The 15,997-nt window shown below is 68.0% G+C and carries 17 protein-coding genes and 1 pseudogene; 11 read left to right on the forward strand and 7 right to left on the reverse strand.

Annotated features, from left to right (window positions below; translation table 11 throughout):
- Positions 1 to 4 precede the first annotated feature (4 nt).
- On the forward strand, positions 5 to 475 hold the full coding sequence (locus AC5Y5B_RS15765) for an SRPBCC family protein (RefSeq protein ID WP_112634993.1): 471 nt from the start codon (positions 5 to 7) through the stop codon (positions 473 to 475).
- Here the strand turns inward: AC5Y5B_RS15765 and AC5Y5B_RS15770 are convergent, their stop codons facing one another.
- Positions 476 to 1,036 (reverse strand): pyridoxamine 5'-phosphate oxidase family protein, encoded by a 561-nt coding sequence (locus tag AC5Y5B_RS15770; protein WP_112634977.1) that lies wholly within the window; start codon positions 1,034 to 1,036, stop codon positions 476 to 478.
- Between the two features lie 160 nt (positions 1,037 to 1,196).
- Between AC5Y5B_RS15770 and AC5Y5B_RS15775 the strand changes: the two genes are divergently transcribed.
- The 4 genes from AC5Y5B_RS15775 (at position 1,197) to AC5Y5B_RS15790 (ending at position 5,862) form a co-directional block, all read left to right on the forward strand.
- Positions 1,197 to 1,829: a TetR/AcrR family transcriptional regulator gene (locus tag AC5Y5B_RS15775; protein WP_500005973.1), complete on the forward strand. Its 633-nt coding sequence runs from the start codon at positions 1,197 to 1,199 to the stop codon at positions 1,827 to 1,829.
- A 16-nt stretch (positions 1,830 to 1,845) separates the two neighbouring features.
- The gene (locus AC5Y5B_RS15780) at positions 1,846 to 2,352 is read left to right on the forward strand and encodes a DUF417 family protein (RefSeq protein WP_500005880.1); all 507 of its coding nucleotides are present in this window, start codon (positions 1,846 to 1,848) and stop codon (positions 2,350 to 2,352) included.
- Positions 2,353 to 2,494: 142 nt separating this feature from the next.
- Positions 2,495 to 4,294 carry a flavin-containing monooxygenase gene (locus AC5Y5B_RS15785; protein ID WP_500005881.1) on the forward strand — a complete coding sequence of 600 codons (1,800 nt, stop codon included), beginning with the start codon at positions 2,495 to 2,497 and terminating at the stop codon, positions 4,292 to 4,294.
- Positions 4,291 to 5,862: a flavin-containing monooxygenase gene (locus AC5Y5B_RS15790; RefSeq protein ID WP_500005883.1), complete on the forward strand. Its 1,572-nt coding sequence runs from the start codon at positions 4,291 to 4,293 to the stop codon at positions 5,860 to 5,862. Before AC5Y5B_RS15785 ends, AC5Y5B_RS15790 begins: the two co-directional genes overlap by 4 nt.
- Before the next feature lie 18 nt (positions 5,863 to 5,880).
- Here the strand turns inward: AC5Y5B_RS15790 and AC5Y5B_RS15795 are convergent, their stop codons facing one another.
- The 5 genes and pseudogenes from AC5Y5B_RS15795 to AC5Y5B_RS15815 form a co-directional block, all read right to left on the reverse strand.
- A complete protein-coding gene (locus AC5Y5B_RS15795; RefSeq protein WP_112634982.1) occupies positions 5,881 to 6,717 on the reverse strand; it encodes an SDR family oxidoreductase in 837 nt (278 codons plus the stop codon).
- 66 nt (positions 6,718 to 6,783) lie between these two features.
- Complete coding sequence (locus tag AC5Y5B_RS15800; RefSeq protein WP_500005885.1) at positions 6,784 to 8,088, reverse strand: sodium/calcium exchanger protein; 1,305 nt, start codon at positions 8,086 to 8,088, stop codon at positions 6,784 to 6,786.
- A gap of 243 nt (positions 8,089 to 8,331) precedes the next feature.
- Entirely contained in the window at positions 8,332 to 9,150 is an 819-nt protein-coding gene (locus AC5Y5B_RS15805; protein WP_500005886.1) for an SDR family NAD(P)-dependent oxidoreductase, read from the reverse strand.
- Complete coding sequence (locus AC5Y5B_RS15810) at positions 9,151 to 9,564, reverse strand: nuclear transport factor 2 family protein (protein ID WP_500005887.1); 414 nt, start codon at positions 9,562 to 9,564, stop codon at positions 9,151 to 9,153. It lies immediately after the preceding gene.
- Positions 9,561 to 9,728 (reverse strand): annotated as a pseudogene (locus tag AC5Y5B_RS15815) (zinc-binding dehydrogenase); the annotation flags it as partial. The pseudogene AC5Y5B_RS15815 and the gene AC5Y5B_RS15810, both read right to left, overlap by 4 nt.
- Positions 9,729 to 9,868: 140 nt before the next feature.
- On the opposite strand from AC5Y5B_RS15815, the gene AC5Y5B_RS15820 reads away from it, so the two are divergent.
- The 4 genes from AC5Y5B_RS15820 (at position 9,869) to AC5Y5B_RS15835 (ending at position 14,107) form a co-directional block, all read left to right on the forward strand.
- Complete coding sequence (locus tag AC5Y5B_RS15820) at positions 9,869 to 10,744, forward strand: helix-turn-helix domain-containing protein (RefSeq protein ID WP_112634986.1); 876 nt, start codon at positions 9,869 to 9,871, stop codon at positions 10,742 to 10,744.
- Positions 10,745 to 10,828: 84 nt separating this feature from the next.
- Positions 10,829 to 11,785, forward strand: coding sequence for a LysR family transcriptional regulator (locus tag AC5Y5B_RS15825; protein ID WP_112634987.1), 957 nt, complete (start codon positions 10,829 to 10,831; stop codon positions 11,783 to 11,785).
- 111 nt (positions 11,786 to 11,896) lie between these two features.
- On the forward strand, positions 11,897 to 13,285 hold the full coding sequence (locus tag AC5Y5B_RS15830; RefSeq protein WP_112634994.1) for an MmgE/PrpD family protein: 1,389 nt from the start codon (positions 11,897 to 11,899) through the stop codon (positions 13,283 to 13,285).
- A gap of 57 nt (positions 13,286 to 13,342) precedes the next feature.
- On the forward strand, positions 13,343 to 14,107 hold the full coding sequence (locus AC5Y5B_RS15835) for a DUF2127 domain-containing protein (RefSeq protein WP_112634995.1): 765 nt from the start codon (positions 13,343 to 13,345) through the stop codon (positions 14,105 to 14,107).
- A gap of 14 nt (positions 14,108 to 14,121) precedes the next feature.
- Here the strand turns inward: AC5Y5B_RS15835 and AC5Y5B_RS15840 are convergent, their stop codons facing one another.
- Complete coding sequence (locus AC5Y5B_RS15840; protein WP_112634988.1) at positions 14,122 to 14,736, reverse strand: PaaI family thioesterase; 615 nt, start codon at positions 14,734 to 14,736, stop codon at positions 14,122 to 14,124.
- 91 nt (positions 14,737 to 14,827) lie between these two features.
- On the opposite strand from AC5Y5B_RS15840, the gene AC5Y5B_RS15845 reads away from it, so the two are divergent.
- Both AC5Y5B_RS15845 and AC5Y5B_RS15850 read left to right on the forward strand, forming a co-directional pair.
- A complete protein-coding gene (locus tag AC5Y5B_RS15845) occupies positions 14,828 to 15,673 on the forward strand; it encodes an SDR family oxidoreductase (RefSeq protein ID WP_500005890.1) in 846 nt (281 codons plus the stop codon).
- 154 nt (positions 15,674 to 15,827) lie between these two features.
- On the forward strand, positions 15,828 to 15,992 hold the full coding sequence (locus AC5Y5B_RS15850; protein ID WP_165821886.1) for a hypothetical protein: 165 nt from the start codon (positions 15,828 to 15,830) through the stop codon (positions 15,990 to 15,992).
- Positions 15,993 to 15,997 lie beyond the last annotated feature (5 nt).

Here is a 15,997-nt window from a genome sequence, read left to right on the forward strand (position 1 = left end):
CATCATGACCGTCACTGTTGTCGATCGGGGCCCCCGCCAGGTCAGCCGCAGGGTCGACGTGGCCGCCCCGGCCGCGGAGCTGTACGCCTTGGTCGCCGATCCCCGCCGGCACCACGAACTGGACGGATCGGGCACGGTGGGCGACAACATCACCGTGCCACCGCAACTCCTTGCGGGCTCGAAGTTTTCGACCCACATGAAGATGTTCGGCATTCCCTATCGCATCACCAGCACGATCACGGCGCTGATGCCGAACGAGCTGGTCGAATGGCGCCACCCGCTGGGTCACCGGTGGCGGTGGGAGTTCGAGGCGGTGTCGCCGACCCAGACCACGGTCACCGAGACGTTCGACTACCGCGACGCCGGGGCGCTCAAGAACAAGCTGAAGTACTACGAGCGGATGGGTTTCGCCAAGGCGAACGCCTCGGGCATCGAAGCGACGCTGAGCAAACTGCGTGACCGCTACGCTAAGTGATCAGTCGGCCACGGGATCGGCTGCGTCCCAAGGCATCACACCGGACACCCAGTGGCTGAGTTCGTTGGCCTGGTCGTTGCGGTGCAGATGGCGCGGCGGGGTCGCGAAGGTCGAGTAGGGCCGGCAACGAATGACCACGCGGTTTTCGCGTTCACACATCTCCCGGATGTGTGGGCGGGCCTCGTCGCCCAGTGGTCGGCCGGACATCCGGCCGCCGACCGCCATCATCACGTCGACCGCCAGCTCGCGATCCCGGTCGAGGGTCGCATCGGCGTAGACCTGCAGATAGGCGAACGGCCAGCGCTCGTCCAGCACGCACAGGCTGATCTTCCCGTCCCGTTCGATGACCCGAGCCTTGCCGCGATCGGCCATGGTGGACACGAGCAATTCGTCGTTATCGGTGGGGATGTAGTACACGATCGACATGCCGGGGCCGTCGTTGCGGCGACGATAGCCGAAGACGCAGGTGCGGTGCGTGCGCACGAACTCGCGTCGTTCGGAGGGAAGCATGTCGCGGTCGGTGGGAGCGGTGAAGGGCTCTGCCGCCAGGGGGAGGAGCATGACGAATGTTCCTTGCTGTGAGGGCGGTTGATCAAGACCGCTTTTATGGATACAGTGTCGCCATAAATAGTTGGACGCGTCAAGCGCTAGGAGACCCGCCTTGCCCGATGAGGGCGACGGCGAACGGCCACGCCGTTCCCGCGGACGCCCGGCCCTGCCGATGGAGCGCATCCTGAGTGCGGCCGTCGAGCTCGTCGACGAGCAGGGGCCCGAGGCGTTGTCGATGCGGTCGCTCTCGCAGCGCCTGGAATCGGGCACCGCCACCCTGTACCGCCACTTCTCCAGCCGGTCCGAATTGGTCTCGCTGGTGATCGACCACATCCTCGGCGAAATCGACCTCGACCCCAAAGCGATCGCCGCGATGCCGTGGCAGCGGGCCTGTATCCTGTTCGCGCAGTCCATGTTTGACGCGCTGAGCCGCCATGGCAATGTCGCGCCCCTGTTGGTCGAGTACACCCCGACGGGGCCGAACGCGTTGGCCAATCGCGAGCGCTGCCTGGCCGTTTTCCTCGACAACGGTTTTTCCCCGCCGGTCGCCGCGCGCGCGTACGCGACGCTGGCGCGCTACGTCCTGGGCTTTGCGCTACAACTGGCGGGCGCGACGGCCGACGGCGGTGAACAGGACGCCGAACTCTCGGCGGCGTTTCACCGGCTCGATTCGTCGCGCTTTCCCGCGACGGTGACCGCCGCCGACGACCTGCCCGTTGCCTTGGCTGACGAATTTGCGTTCGGGTTGCGGCTCATCGTCGCCGGCCTCGAACGGCTGGGAGAAGTGAACGCAACCGTGCCCTGACTCGTGGGTTGGGTGGATGACCGCGCTTCGGCTGAAAGGACTTCGCCCGATGATCGACCAAACCTTGGCGCCGGCCCTGACCCGTTGGGGTCAGCTTGTCAGCCGCTACGGCCTGGTGCTTGTTCTGGCGTGGATCGGAATCGGCAAGTACGTGAAAATGGAGGCGAGGGTCCTCATTCAGCACAGCCCGCTGATGAGCTGGGTCTACGACGTATTCAGCTTCACCTTCGTCGCTCGTGCACTCGGAACGATGGAAATCGTTGCCGCCCTGCTCATCGCCGTGCGGCCGCTGTGGCCGCGAATCTCGGCGGCCGGCAGCGCCCTGGCGGTGGTGCTGTTCTTGGGCACGCTGAGCTTTCTGTTCACCACCCCTGGGGTGGTCATGGCGTACACCCACGGTTTTCCGGTGCTCTCAGCGCTGCCCGGCCAATTTCTAATCAAGGACCTGGTCTTGCTCGGCGTGGCGGTGTGGACGCTGGGTGACGCCCTGGCGGCCGTGGGTAGCGAGCGTTCCGCTGAATAGCCGCCTCAGTCGCTTTGTCGCGCAATGACTTCGGGCTAAGGCGCTGCGGCCGGATGCCGCGACGGCGTTCCAAGCCGGCCGCGCATTGAGATTAACAAACGAATGACTATAGGGTCGAGGCCACGGAGAGGAACCCGAGGCCGTGACCGAGACTGTTCGCCAGGCGCTTGACGTCGACGCGCTGCGACGCAAGTACGCCGAAGAGCGCGCGCGCCGCCTGCGCGCGGACGGGATCGCCCAGTACGTCGAGACGGCCGGCGCGTTCGCCCGCTTTGCCGAAGACCCGTGGGTGGACGGGGACTTCGTCCGCGACCCACTCACCGACGAGGTGGACGTCGCCATCGTCGGCGCCGGATTCGGCGGGTTGTTGACCGGGGCGCGGCTACGCCAGCTCGGCGTGCGCAGCGTGCGACTGATCGACAGGGCCGCCGACGTGGGGGGCACCTGGTACTGGAACCGCTATCCCGGAATCGCTTGCGACGTCGAGTCGTACGTGTACATGCCGCTGCTCGAGGAGCTTGGCTACACGCCGACCGAGAAATACGCCAAGGGTCCCGAAATCTTTGCCCACTGCCGGCGCATCGCCGAACACTACGACCTCTACCGCGACGCCTGCCTGCGGACCGATGTGCGGGAAATCCGCTGGGACGCAGAGCGATCGCGCTGGATCATCCGCACCGACCGGGGCGACGAGATGCGGGCCAGGTTCGTCTCCATGGCCAACGGGTATCAAGCCAAGCCCAAGTTGCCGGGCATCGACGGGCTGGGGGCATTCCGCGGTCACGCGTTCCACACCAGCCGTTGGGATTATGGGTACACCGGGGATACGCTACAGAATCTGGCGGACAAGCGCGTCGGGATCATCGGAACCGGCGCTACCGCGATACAGTGCGTGCCGCACCTCGGCGCCGCCACTCGTAGGCTCTACGTCTTTCAGCGCACCCCGTCCTCGGTGGACGTACGCGCCAACCGCGCCACCGACCCACAGTGGGCCAACACATTACGGCCCGGCTGGCAGCGCGAGCGGATACAGAACTTCCAGATTCTCACCGCCGGAGGGCAAGCCGACCAGGATCTGGTCGCCGACGCCTGGACGAGCATCACCCGCAAGCTGCCCGTCATGCGCCATGACGGGGACGGTCTCGTCGATCCCGAACAACGCGGCCGCGACATCGAGCTGGCCGACTTCGCCAAGATGGACGAGATCCGGGCGCGTGTCGATGCGATCGTCACCGATCCCGCGACCGCCGAGGCGCTCAAACCGTGGTACGGCTACTTCTGCAAGCGGCCCTGTTTTCACGACGAGTATCTGCAGACATTCAACCGGGACAACGTCACGCTGGTCGACACCCGGGGCCGCGGGGTGCAGCGCATCACCGAATCCGGCGTGGTGGTCGACGGTGTCGCCTATGAGCTCGACTGTCTCATCTTCGCAACGGGCTTCGAGGTCGGCACCGACTATTGCCGCCGCACCGGGTTCGAGCTGATCGGCCGCGACGGCGTGACACTGACCGAACACTGGGACGGCGGCGTGCGTACCTTTCAGGGCCTGTGCACGACCGGATTCCCGAACTGCTTCATCGAAAGCATCGCTCAGGCAGGTCTGACGGTGAACTTTCCGTACCTGCTGGACGTGCAGGCCGGCCACGTCGCCTGGATCATTGCCACCGCGCTGGCCGAGGGCATCACCGAAATCGAGGCGGCGCCCGCCGCCGAAGCGGCCTGGGTCGACACCGTGGTGTCCCGCTCGGCCGCGAGCGCCGAGCGGGCCAAGGTGTGCACGCCCGGCTACTACAACCGGGAGGGCAAGGCCGACGCCAAGACTCGCCAAGGCAGCTTCTTCTTCGGCGGACCCACCGAGTACGCCGACATCCTGCAGCGGTGGCGTGCCGACGGGGACCTGGCCGGCATGCTGATCCGCCGCGCCGGAGATGGGTCGTGACTAGCCGAAAAGCCCGTTCCCTCTACGCCATTGGGCGACTGCGGGCCGCAACCCGGCGTGGCCGCGGACCGAAGGTCGCGATCATCGGCGCGGGCTTCGGCGGCCTGGGCGCGGCCGTCGCGCTGCGCCGCGCGGGCATCGACGACCTGGTGATCATCGAGGCCGCCGACGGCGTCGGCGGCACCTGGCGGCGCAACACCTATCCCGGCGCCGCCTGCGATATTCAAAGCCACCTGTACTCGTTCTCCTTCGCCCCCAACGCATCCTGGAGCCGCACCTACGCGCGGCAGCCCGAGATACTGGCCTACCTCGAATCGGTGGCCGACGATTTCGACCTGCGGCGCCACCTCATGCTCGACACCACGGTGCGCTGCCTGCGCTGGGATCCACACAACGGCGCCTGGGAGTGCCGGCTGGAACGCGGGGGGCGGCCGACCACGCTGACCGCCGATGTCGTCGTGTGCGCGATCGGGTTGTTCGGTTCGGTCAAGCTTCCCGACATCGACGGCCTGAGCGACTTCGCCGGCTCGATGCTGCACACCGCGCAGTGGGATCACGACCTCGATCTGGCCGGCCGCAGCGTCGCGGTGATCGGCACCGGCGCCAGTGGGGTGCAGGTCGTCCCCGAGCTGGCCAAGACCGCCGGGCGCGTCACGGTCTTCCAGCGCAGCCCACCCTGGATGGTGCCCAAGGACGATCGCCCGTACAGCCCAACCGAATTGACACGATTCCGGCGCAGCCCCCTGGCGCTGCGCCGCACCCGGTGGCAGATCTGGAAGTTCCAGCACGACAACACCGCGACCTTCGCCGACGACCCCGTGGTGACGGCGCGCACGCAGATCGCGACGTCGTTTCTCGAGCGCACCGTCGACGACGAACCGCTGCGCCGCGCGCTGACGCCGGACTACCCGTTCCGCTGCAAACGGGTGCTGCTGGGCGACGACTACTACCGGGCACTACAGCGCGACAACGTCGAGCTGGTCACCGATCCCATCGCCCGCGTCGGCCCGGCGTCGGTGATTACGGCGGCGGGCGTGGAAATCGGCATCGACGTCATCGTGCTGGCGACCGGATTCGAGGCGTCCCGCTACCTGTCCGGCATCGACGTCATCGGTGTCGGCGGACACCGGCTGCACGAACACTGGGGCGAGGACCCGCGCGCCTACCTCGGGGTGGCGGTCAGCGGGTTCCCGAACTTCTTCATGCTCTATGGCCCCAACACCAACCAGGGCGGCAACTCGATCGTCTACATCCTCGAAGCCGCGGCGCGACTGGTCGCCAGCGCGGTGAGCCGCCTGGCGCGTCGCGGCGGATACCTCGACGTGCGACCCGAGGCCGAAAAGCGTTACAACGAAGCGCTTTCCGCGGACCTGCAGCGCAGCATCTGGACGCAGTGCGACAGCTACTTTCGTTCGCCGACCGGCCGCATCGTCACCCAGTGGCCGTACACCGAACTCAACTACGCCCGCCGGACCTGGCGGCTGCGGGCACGGGAGTGGACGCATGGCCGGGCGGGTGATGGTGCCGCTCAGCCCGATGCCAAAGTCGGCGTCGGGGCCGACGAATAGCCGGTGCGCTGCGCGCGGCTAGCCGGCGGCGGCCGCCCTGGCCCGTTCGGTCATCGAGGCGATGACCCCGCCGTCGTTGAGGATGTCGGTGCCGGTGAGGTATCCGGCCTTGTCGCTGGCGCAGAAGGCGAGGAGCTCGGCCATCTCTTCCGGCTTGCCCCACCGCGGGACCGCGGCGTCGGCAACCATCGCGCCCGCGCCGGCCTGTTCCTCGAGCCTGCCCATCTCGGTGTCGATGGAACCCGGCGACACCGAGACGATGCGCAGCCCGCGGGCGTTGAAGCGCTCCGCCTGCGACTGGCTGTACCACTTCACGAAGCTCTTGCTGATGGCGTACGCGAGGCCGGACCGGGCTTCATCGGGTGCGATGTCGCACGCGGCCAGCATCGCAGCCATGAATCCGTCTTCGTCGTCGAGGGCCCGCGGAAACTGGTCTGTCGGAACGATTTCCGCGGGCAACATGTGCGCCGCCATCGACGCCACATTGACGATCACGGCGCCCTCCTGGGCGACCGCGAAGAACTCCTCGTCGACGTTGACGGTGCCGACGGCGTTGGTCCGCATGACGTAGGCGGCCGCACCCATGCTGGGGCTCACCCCCGCCGTGTGGATGACGGAGACCACCGTGCCGAGATCGCCGGCGCTCGTGAGCAGATCTGCGACCGCCCGCCGGTCGGTGACATCACAGTTGACGGCCGTGGCGGTGATTCCGAGATCTCGCAGCGTTGCCGCCGCGGCCGTCAGCCGGTCCTGCCTGACGTCACACAGCACCAGCGTGTGATCGCGGCCGACGATTTTCGCCGTTGCCTGTCCCATGCCACCCGCGCCGCCTGTGATCACCGACACTCGATTCATACCTGGACCGTATATGCCGGCCGGTCGCGAGCCCGGGAGCGGGGCGGTCGCGGGCATGACGGCGCGCTAGTGCGGGCGGGCGGAACCGTCCGCTTCGAGGTGGGGGTGACCGCTGTGCCGGATGGCCGTGCCGAAGAACGGTGCCCGGAGGGTGGCGGCCACGTGGCGGCGATTGATGATCAGCGCCGCGATGGCCACCGCGGCGTAGACACCGCAGAGCAGTAGCCGCCCCTGTGTCGAGAAGATCGGGAACTGGACGACGAACAGGCCGAGCAGTGTGCACGCGGCGGCCCGGTGGAAACGCAGCGCCAGGATCAGCGCCACCCCCATCATCGTCTGGGCGGCGGTGAGCAGCACTTCCTCCACCTGGCGCGGGTCGAGTTGCAGCGAGAACCCGCCGCCCCCCAGCAGATGGGCGATCGGCAGCGACCCGATCAGCAGGGTCCACTGGTTGACCTTGGAGGAGATCAGCGTGGCGATGGCCGCCGTGCCCTTGCCGCGGGTGGCGAAGATGATCGCGATGATGAATTCCGGTGCTTCGGAGGCCAGCGGGGCCAGCCACTGCACCAGCAGGAAGCGGTTGATGCCGAGCTCGGTACCCGCGGCGACCAGATTGTCGGCAAAGGGCTTGGCGCACAGCAGGATCACCCCGCCGGACACCAGGAAGAGGCCGACCACGACGGCGCGGCGCCGACCGTCGGGCAGATCCCCCAACGCGGCCGCGGTGCCGATCAGGTCGGGTTCTTCGACGCTGCCGTGGCTGATTTTGTACAGGTAGAACCCGAACCAGGCCAGCAACGCCAGCCCGAGCCCGAGATGGATCTGGCCGCTCGCCGGGATGACGAACGCGATCACGCCGGCGACCGACAAGAATCCGAGTTCGACGCGGTTTGCTGGCTCGAGCGTCACACCGGTGGTCTTGTCCGAACCGGACTTGCGGGCGACCAGGGTGCTCACCAGCACCACGACGGGCCAACCCAGACCCATCAACAACCTGTTCGACCCGGTCATGTTGGCCGCGGCGTATTGCGTGTAATCCGCGTTGTGGCCGGACACGAAGGCGTAGTAGAGGTCGACGGCGTATTCGGGCAGCACCGCGATCAGGGCGAGTAGGGCCGTCGCGAGGCCGCCGGAGACGTCGATCTGTGCCGCCTCGGCGGCCCATGCCAGCAGGAAGCTGGCCGCCACCACCGCGGCCCCGAAGATCAGCAGGGCCAGCACGGCGCCGGTGTGTAGGCCGGTGACGCGGACCACCACGGCCGGCGCGACAAACGCGCCGGTGATCAGTCCGGAACGGGTCAGGGTGCGACGCCGCCAGCTTGCCGTCGGCGAGACGGTGGCTGCGGGCCTGTCAATGGCGAGCATCGTCATCCTTCGCACTGGCGATCGGGTGGATATGTGGCGGCTATGTCGGCGCAGTGGCCGGGTACCCAAGTTACCCGCGGCAGTAACGGTCAGCAACGCAGCGGGTCTGCGAACGCAGCGGCACTCCCAAGCCTATATTTGCTGCACAGGGCCGTGCGGACGCAAAAGTTAGGGTGCCCTGATTCGGAACTTTGGCAAACCTCGCGCTCCCTGGCGCGACGCGCAGCGAACGACTGTAGCTGCCGCCCGCTAGGCGTCGGGACCCATGGCAGCCGCGGCCGCCTGGGCGAAGAGCTCGACGGCCTGGTTGCGGCTCAGCGACGCCAGCAGCTGCGCGGCGGCTCGCATGGTGTCGCCCACCATCAGGGTCGGGCCGTTGCCAAGGTTCTCGAACGCCTCGGCGATGACGTCGGATACGGCCGCCGCGTCCGACGGCACCTCGTCGGGGGAGCCGAGCTGTCCGCGGCTGTATTCGAGTTCACGCAGTGCCGGTGTGTTGGTCTTGCCCAGGATGAGGCCCAAGACGTCGACGCCCTTGTCGTGCAGTTCGGCCCACAACGCTTCGGCGAAGACCATGTCGAAGGCCTTGGAGGCGCCGTACGCGACCATGTTGGGTCCGCCGGCCAGTCCCGCACCGGAGCCGAAGATGACGATGCCGCCGCTGCCGCGCGCCACCATCGCGGGGGCGAAGTGGTGACACAGCTGCATGGGCACCATGCAGTTGCGTTGCACCATCGCTTCGGCGGCTTCGATCGAATTGGCAAGGAAGGGCTTGAAGTTCGGGTCGGCTCCTGCGCAATACACCAGCATGCCGATTTCCAGGTCGGCGGTGGCGGCGGCGATCGCCGCCGAGGCGCCCGGTTGCACCAGATCGATGGCGACAGTGCGGGTTTGCACGGACGTCTTGGCTTCGATCTCGGCGGCCACCCGGCCGAGCACGGCTTGCCGGCGGGCCAGCAGAACCACGTTGACACCGCGCTCGGCAAGCCCCTCGGCGAACGCCGCGCCCACGCCGTCGGACGCGCCGGCGACCAGCGCCCACGGCCCGTACTTCGCTACGAACGCCATCTATTCGCCCCCCACCGTGGTGATGCGGACCTGGGTGTAGCGGCGGCGGGCGATGCGCCATCCCGCCGGCGTGCGCACCACGTCGTCGTCGTAGAAACCGATCGCGTTGACGCCAGAGTTGTTGTCGCCGGCCATGATCAGGCCGTCGATGTAGGTGCGCGCGGTGGCGGTGTCGCCGTCGACGGTGATGGCCTGGTTGGTCAGGCGGTGCAGCGTATGTCCCGCCAGGGCGTGCACCTGCTCCATGAAGTCGGCCACGGCATCGACGCCGCTCCAGGTGCCGATCTCGCCGTAGTCGAGCTGACAGTCATCGGTGAACACCGTGCGAAACAGCGGCCAGTCGCGCCGGTCGATCCCCGTCGCGTAGCGCACCAGCAGTTCGGAGATGTCTTGCCGGTCATCACGTTCGGTCACGAGATATCTCCATTCGGACGCACCACGACCCGCGGCGGACCCTGAGACCTGCGGGCCTGTTCGATGGCGTCGAGTGTGCCGTACCGGTCCTGCGGGTGCGGCCCGCCGCCGAACTGAATGGTCGCGCCCTGGCGGGTGGCGGTGGTGATGTCCTGTAACCGGCCGTCTCGCAGCACCACAGCGCGCAATCCGATTCACTTTCTCGAATAATCGATATAAAATCTCGAATGCTCGTACAACTGTAGAAACGCCGTCGCAAAGGAGTCAAGCGATTCGCGGGTCGACGTCAGCGCCGACCGCCCGGGTGCTCGATGTCGTCGAGCTGCTGGCGCGGTCGCCACATGCGCGGCTGCGCTTCTCCGACGTGGTCCGCGAACTGGATCTCACCCAGGCGACCGCACACGCGATCCTGAAGACGTTGTGCGACCGCGGCTGGGCCAGCCGCGATCCGGTCGCAAAGACTTTCGCGCTGGGCCCGGCACTCGCCGTGGTGGCGGCCCGCACGGACACCGCCCGTCCGCTCGCCCATGCCGCGCGGTCGGCGGCGCTGCGACTTTCCCGCGAGGTCGGCTACGCCTGTTCGGTGGTCGAGAAGTTCGGTGATTCCTTGGTGGTCACCGCCTTTGAGGGCGAGCCCGCCACGCAGCCGTCGGGGATACCGGGCGATCGGATCCCCTACGCGCCACCGTTCGGTGTGGCGATGGCCGCCTGGGACACCGAGGAGGAACAACGCGCCTGGGTGCGGCGGGGTGCCGGCGGTAATGCCGTCCGCGCCCAGCGCCTCCAACAGGTGCTGGCGCACACCCGGCACCGTGGCTTCGACGTCGACTGGACAACGCCGGCGCTCGCGCAGGCGGTGCAGGTGGTCGGCACGTTGGACAGCAGCGAGATGCCGACTCCGGTGCGCCACATCATGGACCAGCTGCTGGTCGAGTTCACCACCATCGGATTCCTCTCCGACGACAACCCGGGCCGCCGCAAGCAACCCGTGGTGACCATTGCCGCACCGGTTTTCGACGAGCGGGGCCGCGTTGCCCTGATGGTGGCCGTGCACCCGCTGTGCGCTTTGAGCGCCCGCCAGATTCGGGACATCGGGAAGCACCTGACCGACGAGACGACCGAGGTCAGCGGATCGCCGCAGCCCGGCGCGATCGAGGCGGCCGGCGAACGCGGCGCCTGACCGGGCACGGGTGAGTCCGCTACGCGTTCACGATCACTGGTCAGGCGGTTCCCGGCGCAGGCGGGGCCGCTTTAAGCTCGACCCATGGAACTGCGGCAGCTGCGCTATTTCGTGGCCGTCGCAGAAGAATTGCACTTCGGGCGCGCCGCCGAGCGCCTGCACATTTCGGGACCGGCGCTGTCGCAACAGATCATCGCGTTGGAGCGCGAAGTGGGCACCGATCTGTTGGTGCGCGACCGCCGCAGCGTCCAATTGAGCGAAGCGGGCCGTACGTTTCTCCCGGACGCGCGCAGGATTCTGTCACTGGCCGACGACGCCAAGCATCGGCTGCAGCGGACGGCCGCGCAGAGCTCGCCGGTGCGGCTTGGCTACGTCAGCTGGTTGCCCGATGACATCCACGCCCTAGTCGGGCCCGCGGTGGCCTTGCGCCTCGACGAGTGGGTGTTGCCGTCCCACGCGCAAGCGGACCGGGTGGCCGAGGGCACCCTCGACATCGCATTGGCGTGGATCACCGACGCGCAGGCCAAGCAACGGGGCCTGACACCCCACCTGCTACGCGCCGAGCCGCTGAGCGCGGTCACCCCCGGGGCCGCGTCTTCGGAACCGGTTGGCGCACAAGACGTCAGCGTGCTCGTCGACGATGACGCGTCGGCCTGGTCATCGTGGAATCGGTTCGCCGAAGACTTCGCCGCCGACACCGGCGCACGCGTCATCGCCATCAATGACGGCGGCATTACCGGCGACGCGTTTTACGCACACGTCCGCAAGGTCAGAGGCGCCGTGCTGGCGTCGCCGAAGCGCCACACCGCGGCACTTCCGCCCCGGTTGAGCCGGCGCCCCGTCGCCGACCCGATACCGCTGTGGACGTGGTCGCTGCTGCACCGCCGGGACGACGACCGGCCGAGCGTGCGCGGTGTCGTGACTTCCTTGCTGGCGGTTGCGCGGGGTCGTGACTGGCTGAGGCCTCCCAGCGGACGGTGGTGGACCCCGTCCGACGATCCCCACCGAGGCGTCCTCGACACCGGCGCCGGCGTGCGGTGAGAACTTGCACCAACCACTCATAAGGGATGGATCGTGGACGGTGCCTCCGCGCGCGGCTTCACTGACAGGTGTAGAGCGGAGAGGCGAAAACTGGTGGCACGGAACTACGTTGTGGACGACCTGGCCGATTTCGTCGTAGGTGCGCGGCCAGAGGATCTGACCGGGCGGCCGCGCGCACTGATGAAACGCAACGTGCTCGACAGCATCGCGTGCGCCGTCGGCGCCCTGGACGGCGAGCTCATCCCGACCCTGCGTGACCACACCGCCCAGTTCGGTGGCGCGCCGACGGCCACCCTGGTCGGGGGCGGGCGCGCATCGGTGGACCAGGCCGCGCTCTTCAATGCGGTGCTGGTGCGCTACCCCGATCTGCTCGACACCTATCTCACGGTTGGTGGGCTCTGCCATCCCGCCGACAACGTCGGTGCCGTGCTGGCCGTGGCCGAGCACACTGGCGCCAGTGGCGCCGACTTCCTGCTCGCGCTGGCGGTCGCCTACGAGATCCAATGTCGTTTCAGCGCAGCGGTTCCCGTGATGGCCCGAGGGCTCAACCACGCGCTGCAGCTGTCGATGTCGGTTGCGGCGGGCAGCGCGAAGCTGCTGGGGTTGAGCGCCGCGCAGACCGCCAACGCCATCGCCGCCGCGGCGGCCGACAACGTGTCACTGGCGACGGTGCACGCCGAACCGGTGTCGAATTGGAAGGGCATCTCCCCGGCCATCACCGGGATGCGCGCCGTGTACACGACGGTGCTGGCCGGGCGGGGCATCACCGGACCCAAGTCGCTCTTCGAGGGCCCGCACGGCCTGGTCCAGTTGTTCGATCAGCCCATCGATCTGCAGACCGCCGACCGGGGCCTCACCTGTGTCGAGCAGACCTATCTGAAGCAATACTGCTCGCTCATCCACGGCCAGGTCGTCATCGACGCGATCCTGGCGGTGCGCGGTGAGCACGGCCTGCGCGGCGGGGACGTCGCGCGGGTGGTCCTCGAGGTTTTCCAGGGGGCTTACGACTTCGCCGGCGGGGGAGCCTACGGCGGCAAGGATCACCCGATCACCAAGGAGCAGGCCGACTATAACCTCAAATACCTGACCGCGGTCGCCCTGCTCGACGGTGGTGTCGGTCCCGAACAGCTTGAGAACGAACGGGTTTCGCGAAGCGACGTCGCCGACCTGCTGTCGCGGGTGGAGGTCAGGCCCGCCGCCGACCTCACCGCGGACTATCCGCGCCGCACGGCGGCGCGGGTGCACGTGATCACCCACGACGGGCGGGAATTCAGCCGCGAGCAATCGGATTACGAGGGGTCACCCACCCGCCCGATGTCTTGGGAACGCGTGGTGGACAAGTTCGGCTGGCTCGCCGAACCCTTCTGCGACGAGTCGCTGCGTGACGACATCGTCGCCGCGGTGGCTCGGCTCGACGAGATCGAGGTCGCCGAACTCGCCGGACTGCTCGGGTCGGTGCGTCCCATCGCTGGGTGCGCGCGCAGCAAGCCACGCTTCTGACGCACATCGAGCGCGCCCCCTTGCGTGGCCGACCGGCCGCCATGAATGATCCGGGCCATGGGTAAAGAACACGGCCGCAATCGCTGGGAGCTGGTCACCTGCGCGATTGCCGGTCACGCCACCTACGCACCCGAGGAGAAGTCCCTCGCCGACCGGCTGAGCGGCAGCACCGGGCTGGGGGAGGTGTGGCGCTGCCTGCGCTGCGGCGAATTCACCGTCGGCGAGCCGCACGGCCGCGGGCGCGCCGAAGACGCTCCGATGATCATGCGCGGCAAGGCATTACGCCAGGCCATCATCATCCGCACCCTGGCGGTGGAACGCCTGTTGCGGGCGGTGGTGATCGCCTTGGCGGCCTACGCGGTGTGGAAGTTCCGCGGAGCGCGCGGCGCCATCCAGGCCACCCTCGATCGCGACCTGCCCATCTTTCGCACCGCCGGCTTCAAGGTCGACCAGATGACCGTCGTGCACGAACTGGAAAAGGCGCTGGCGACCAAGCCGTCCACCCTGGCCCTGCTCACCCTGATGCTGGCCGGCTACGCCCTGCTCGAGGTCGTCGAGGGGGTGGGCCTGTGGTTGCTGAATCGCTGGGGCGAATACTTCGCGGTGATCGCCACCTCGGTCTTCTTGCCGCTCGAGATCCACGACCTGGCCAAGGGCATCACGATGACCCGGGTGGTGACCTTCACCATCAACGTCGCCGCCGTGATCTACCTGCTGGTCTCCAAACGGCTGTTCGGGTTGCGGGGCGGACGTGAGGCCTACGACGAGGAACGACGCGGCGAGCAGCTGCTCGACGTCGAACGGGCCGCGGCCGGAAGCTGAACCGGCCCCGCCGGTTATGCCGGTGGCTGCTTGGGGTGGATGAAGACGCCTTCGGCCTCGACGGTGACGCCCTCCTCGTCGGCCAGCTGGCCGACGGCGAAGGTCTTGACCCCGTCGACGCGCTCGACGCGAGCTTCCGCACGCAATCGCCTGCCCAGCGCGGTCGGCCGGCGATAGCGCAGGGTCAGCGTGCCGGTGTAGGCGGGGCGGTCGGGCTGGTGGGCCGTCGCGCCGAGCACGTGGTCGAGCACCAGGGCACAGACGCCGCCGTGAACCGTGCCCGGCGGGCCTTCGTAGGCGGCGCCGAGCTCGAATTCCGACCACACCAGTCCGTCGGGATCGTGGTGGATCACCAGCGGCGGGGCGACCGGGTTGCGCATGCCCACCACGGCGTTGCCCCACGCGATGGTCCGGCCGTCGGGGGTGCGGTGCACTCCGAACGGGCCGGGCAGTAGCGCATCGCTCAATTCGTCTGTCGCACTGTCGATCCTGGCGATGGCAGCCGCTACCGCCGCGGGCCCGGCTTCGGTGCGGATGCTGATGTCGAGGAGCCGGCGCACCGATTCGGCCAGCGGCGCGTACACCGACTCGAGCTGGCTGAAATCGATGCAGGGCGTGGGGTCATGCATGCTGGCAACTTAACAGGGTGCCCGCTGGGTGGGCCGTGCCAGTCGGAGCAGCCGGGTAACCGGCCATACTGCGCTGGGAACGGAGGAGTCAATGGGGACCTATGCGTTAACCGGGTCGGCTTCCGGGATGGGCCGTGAGACCGCGCAGCGCCTTCGGGACAACGGCCACACCGTCATCGGCGTCGACATCAAGGATGCCGATGTCGTGGCCGACCTGTCGACACCCCACGGGCGCACAGACGCCGCCGAGCGCGTCCTGGCGGCCGCGGGCAACAGGCTTGACGGCGCCGTGCTGGCTGCCGGGCTGGGCCCCGGCCGCGGAAGGGATCGCGCCCGCCAGATCGCTGCGGTCAACTACTTCGGAGTGGTCGAGCTGCTCATCGCCTGGCGTGCTGCGCTGGCCGCCGCCGAACACGCGAAGGTTGTTGTCGTGGCCAGCAATTCGACGACGACGGTGCCCGCGGTGCCGCGCCGGGCCGTCAACGCGTTGCTCGCCCACGATGCCGATAAGGCGGGGCGAGCGGTGCGGCTACTGGGGCCGGCGGCGCCGACCATGATGTATGCCGCCTCCAAGATCGCGATCAGCCGCTGGGTGCGTCGCCACGCGGTGTCACCGGAATGGGCCGGGTCGGGCGTGCGGCTGAATGCCCTGTCGCCGGGCGCGATCATGACACCGCTTCTGCAAGAACAACTCTCGGATCCGAGGCAGGCCAAGGCCGTCCGGTCGTTTCCCGTCCCGGTGGGGGGATTCGGTGACGCGGGGCACATGGCCGACTGGATGTGCTTCATGCTGTCGGATGCCGCCGACTTTCTGTGCGGCAGTGTAGTATTCGTAGACGGCGGTACCGACGCCTATTTTCGTCCCGACGACTGGCCCAAGGCTGTGCCCGCACACCGATTGCCCGGGTATCTGCGCAGGTTCAGGGGTTTTCACTAGGCGCACTGTTGCGCAGCTTTCTTTGTGCCGCGCGTGTGCCGTAGACCACAGATTGGCTTTTCGCCGCGTTTACCGCGGCGCGGCGCCCCCGTAAAACGGCTGGGGTGCAATTGAATGAGTCGGCGCACAGGCCGACAGAACAAAGGAACACACGGTGGCCACACTTCCGGCCTGGGTCAGCCAGGCTCCCGCGACTTTCGACGTGGTCGCGCCCCTGAAGGCGCGCGCCTCCGACGCATGGCAGGCGATGCTCAAGAGCACGCGACGGCCGTCCGCCGCGGGCCCGAGGTTGATGTCCCGGGGCGCCGAGCGCTGTTGAGGGCC

The organism is Mycobacterium sp. NGS33, assembly GCF_059812885.1.

What these genes read in the sequence shown, in the direction of transcription:
- AC5Y5B_RS15805 (WP_500005886.1), bottom strand. Translation starts at nt 9,150, where the DNA reads ATGGCGTTCGTAGCGAAGTACGGGCCGTGGGCGCTGGTCGCCGGCGCG.
- AC5Y5B_RS15775 (WP_500005973.1), top strand. Translation starts at nt 1,197, where the DNA reads ATGGAGCGCATCCTGAGTGCGGCCGTCGAGCTCGTCGACGAGCAGGGG.
- AC5Y5B_RS15840 (WP_112634988.1), bottom strand. Translation starts at nt 14,736, where the DNA reads ATGCATGACCCCACGCCCTGCATCGATTTCAGCCAGCTCGAGTCGGTG.
- AC5Y5B_RS15800 (WP_500005885.1), bottom strand. Translation starts at nt 8,088, where the DNA reads ATGACGATGCTCGCCATTGACAGGCCCGCAGCCACCGTCTCGCCGACG.
- AC5Y5B_RS15770 (WP_112634977.1), bottom strand. Translation starts at nt 1,036, where the DNA reads ATGCTCCTCCCCCTGGCGGCAGAGCCCTTCACCGCTCCCACCGACCGC.
- AC5Y5B_RS15795 (WP_112634982.1), bottom strand. Translation starts at nt 6,717, where the DNA reads ATGAATCGAGTGTCGGTGATCACAGGCGGCGCGGGTGGCATGGGACAG.
- AC5Y5B_RS15780 (WP_500005880.1), top strand. Translation starts at nt 1,846, where the DNA reads ATGACCGCGCTTCGGCTGAAAGGACTTCGCCCGATGATCGACCAAACC.
- AC5Y5B_RS15835 (WP_112634995.1), top strand. Translation starts at nt 13,343, where the DNA reads ATGGGTAAAGAACACGGCCGCAATCGCTGGGAGCTGGTCACCTGCGCG.
- AC5Y5B_RS15765 (WP_112634993.1), top strand. Translation starts at nt 5, where the DNA reads ATGACCGTCACTGTTGTCGATCGGGGCCCCCGCCAGGTCAGCCGCAGG.
- AC5Y5B_RS15825 (WP_112634987.1), top strand. Translation starts at nt 10,829, where the DNA reads ATGGAACTGCGGCAGCTGCGCTATTTCGTGGCCGTCGCAGAAGAATTG.
- AC5Y5B_RS15845 (WP_500005890.1), top strand. Translation starts at nt 14,828, where the DNA reads ATGGGGACCTATGCGTTAACCGGGTCGGCTTCCGGGATGGGCCGTGAG.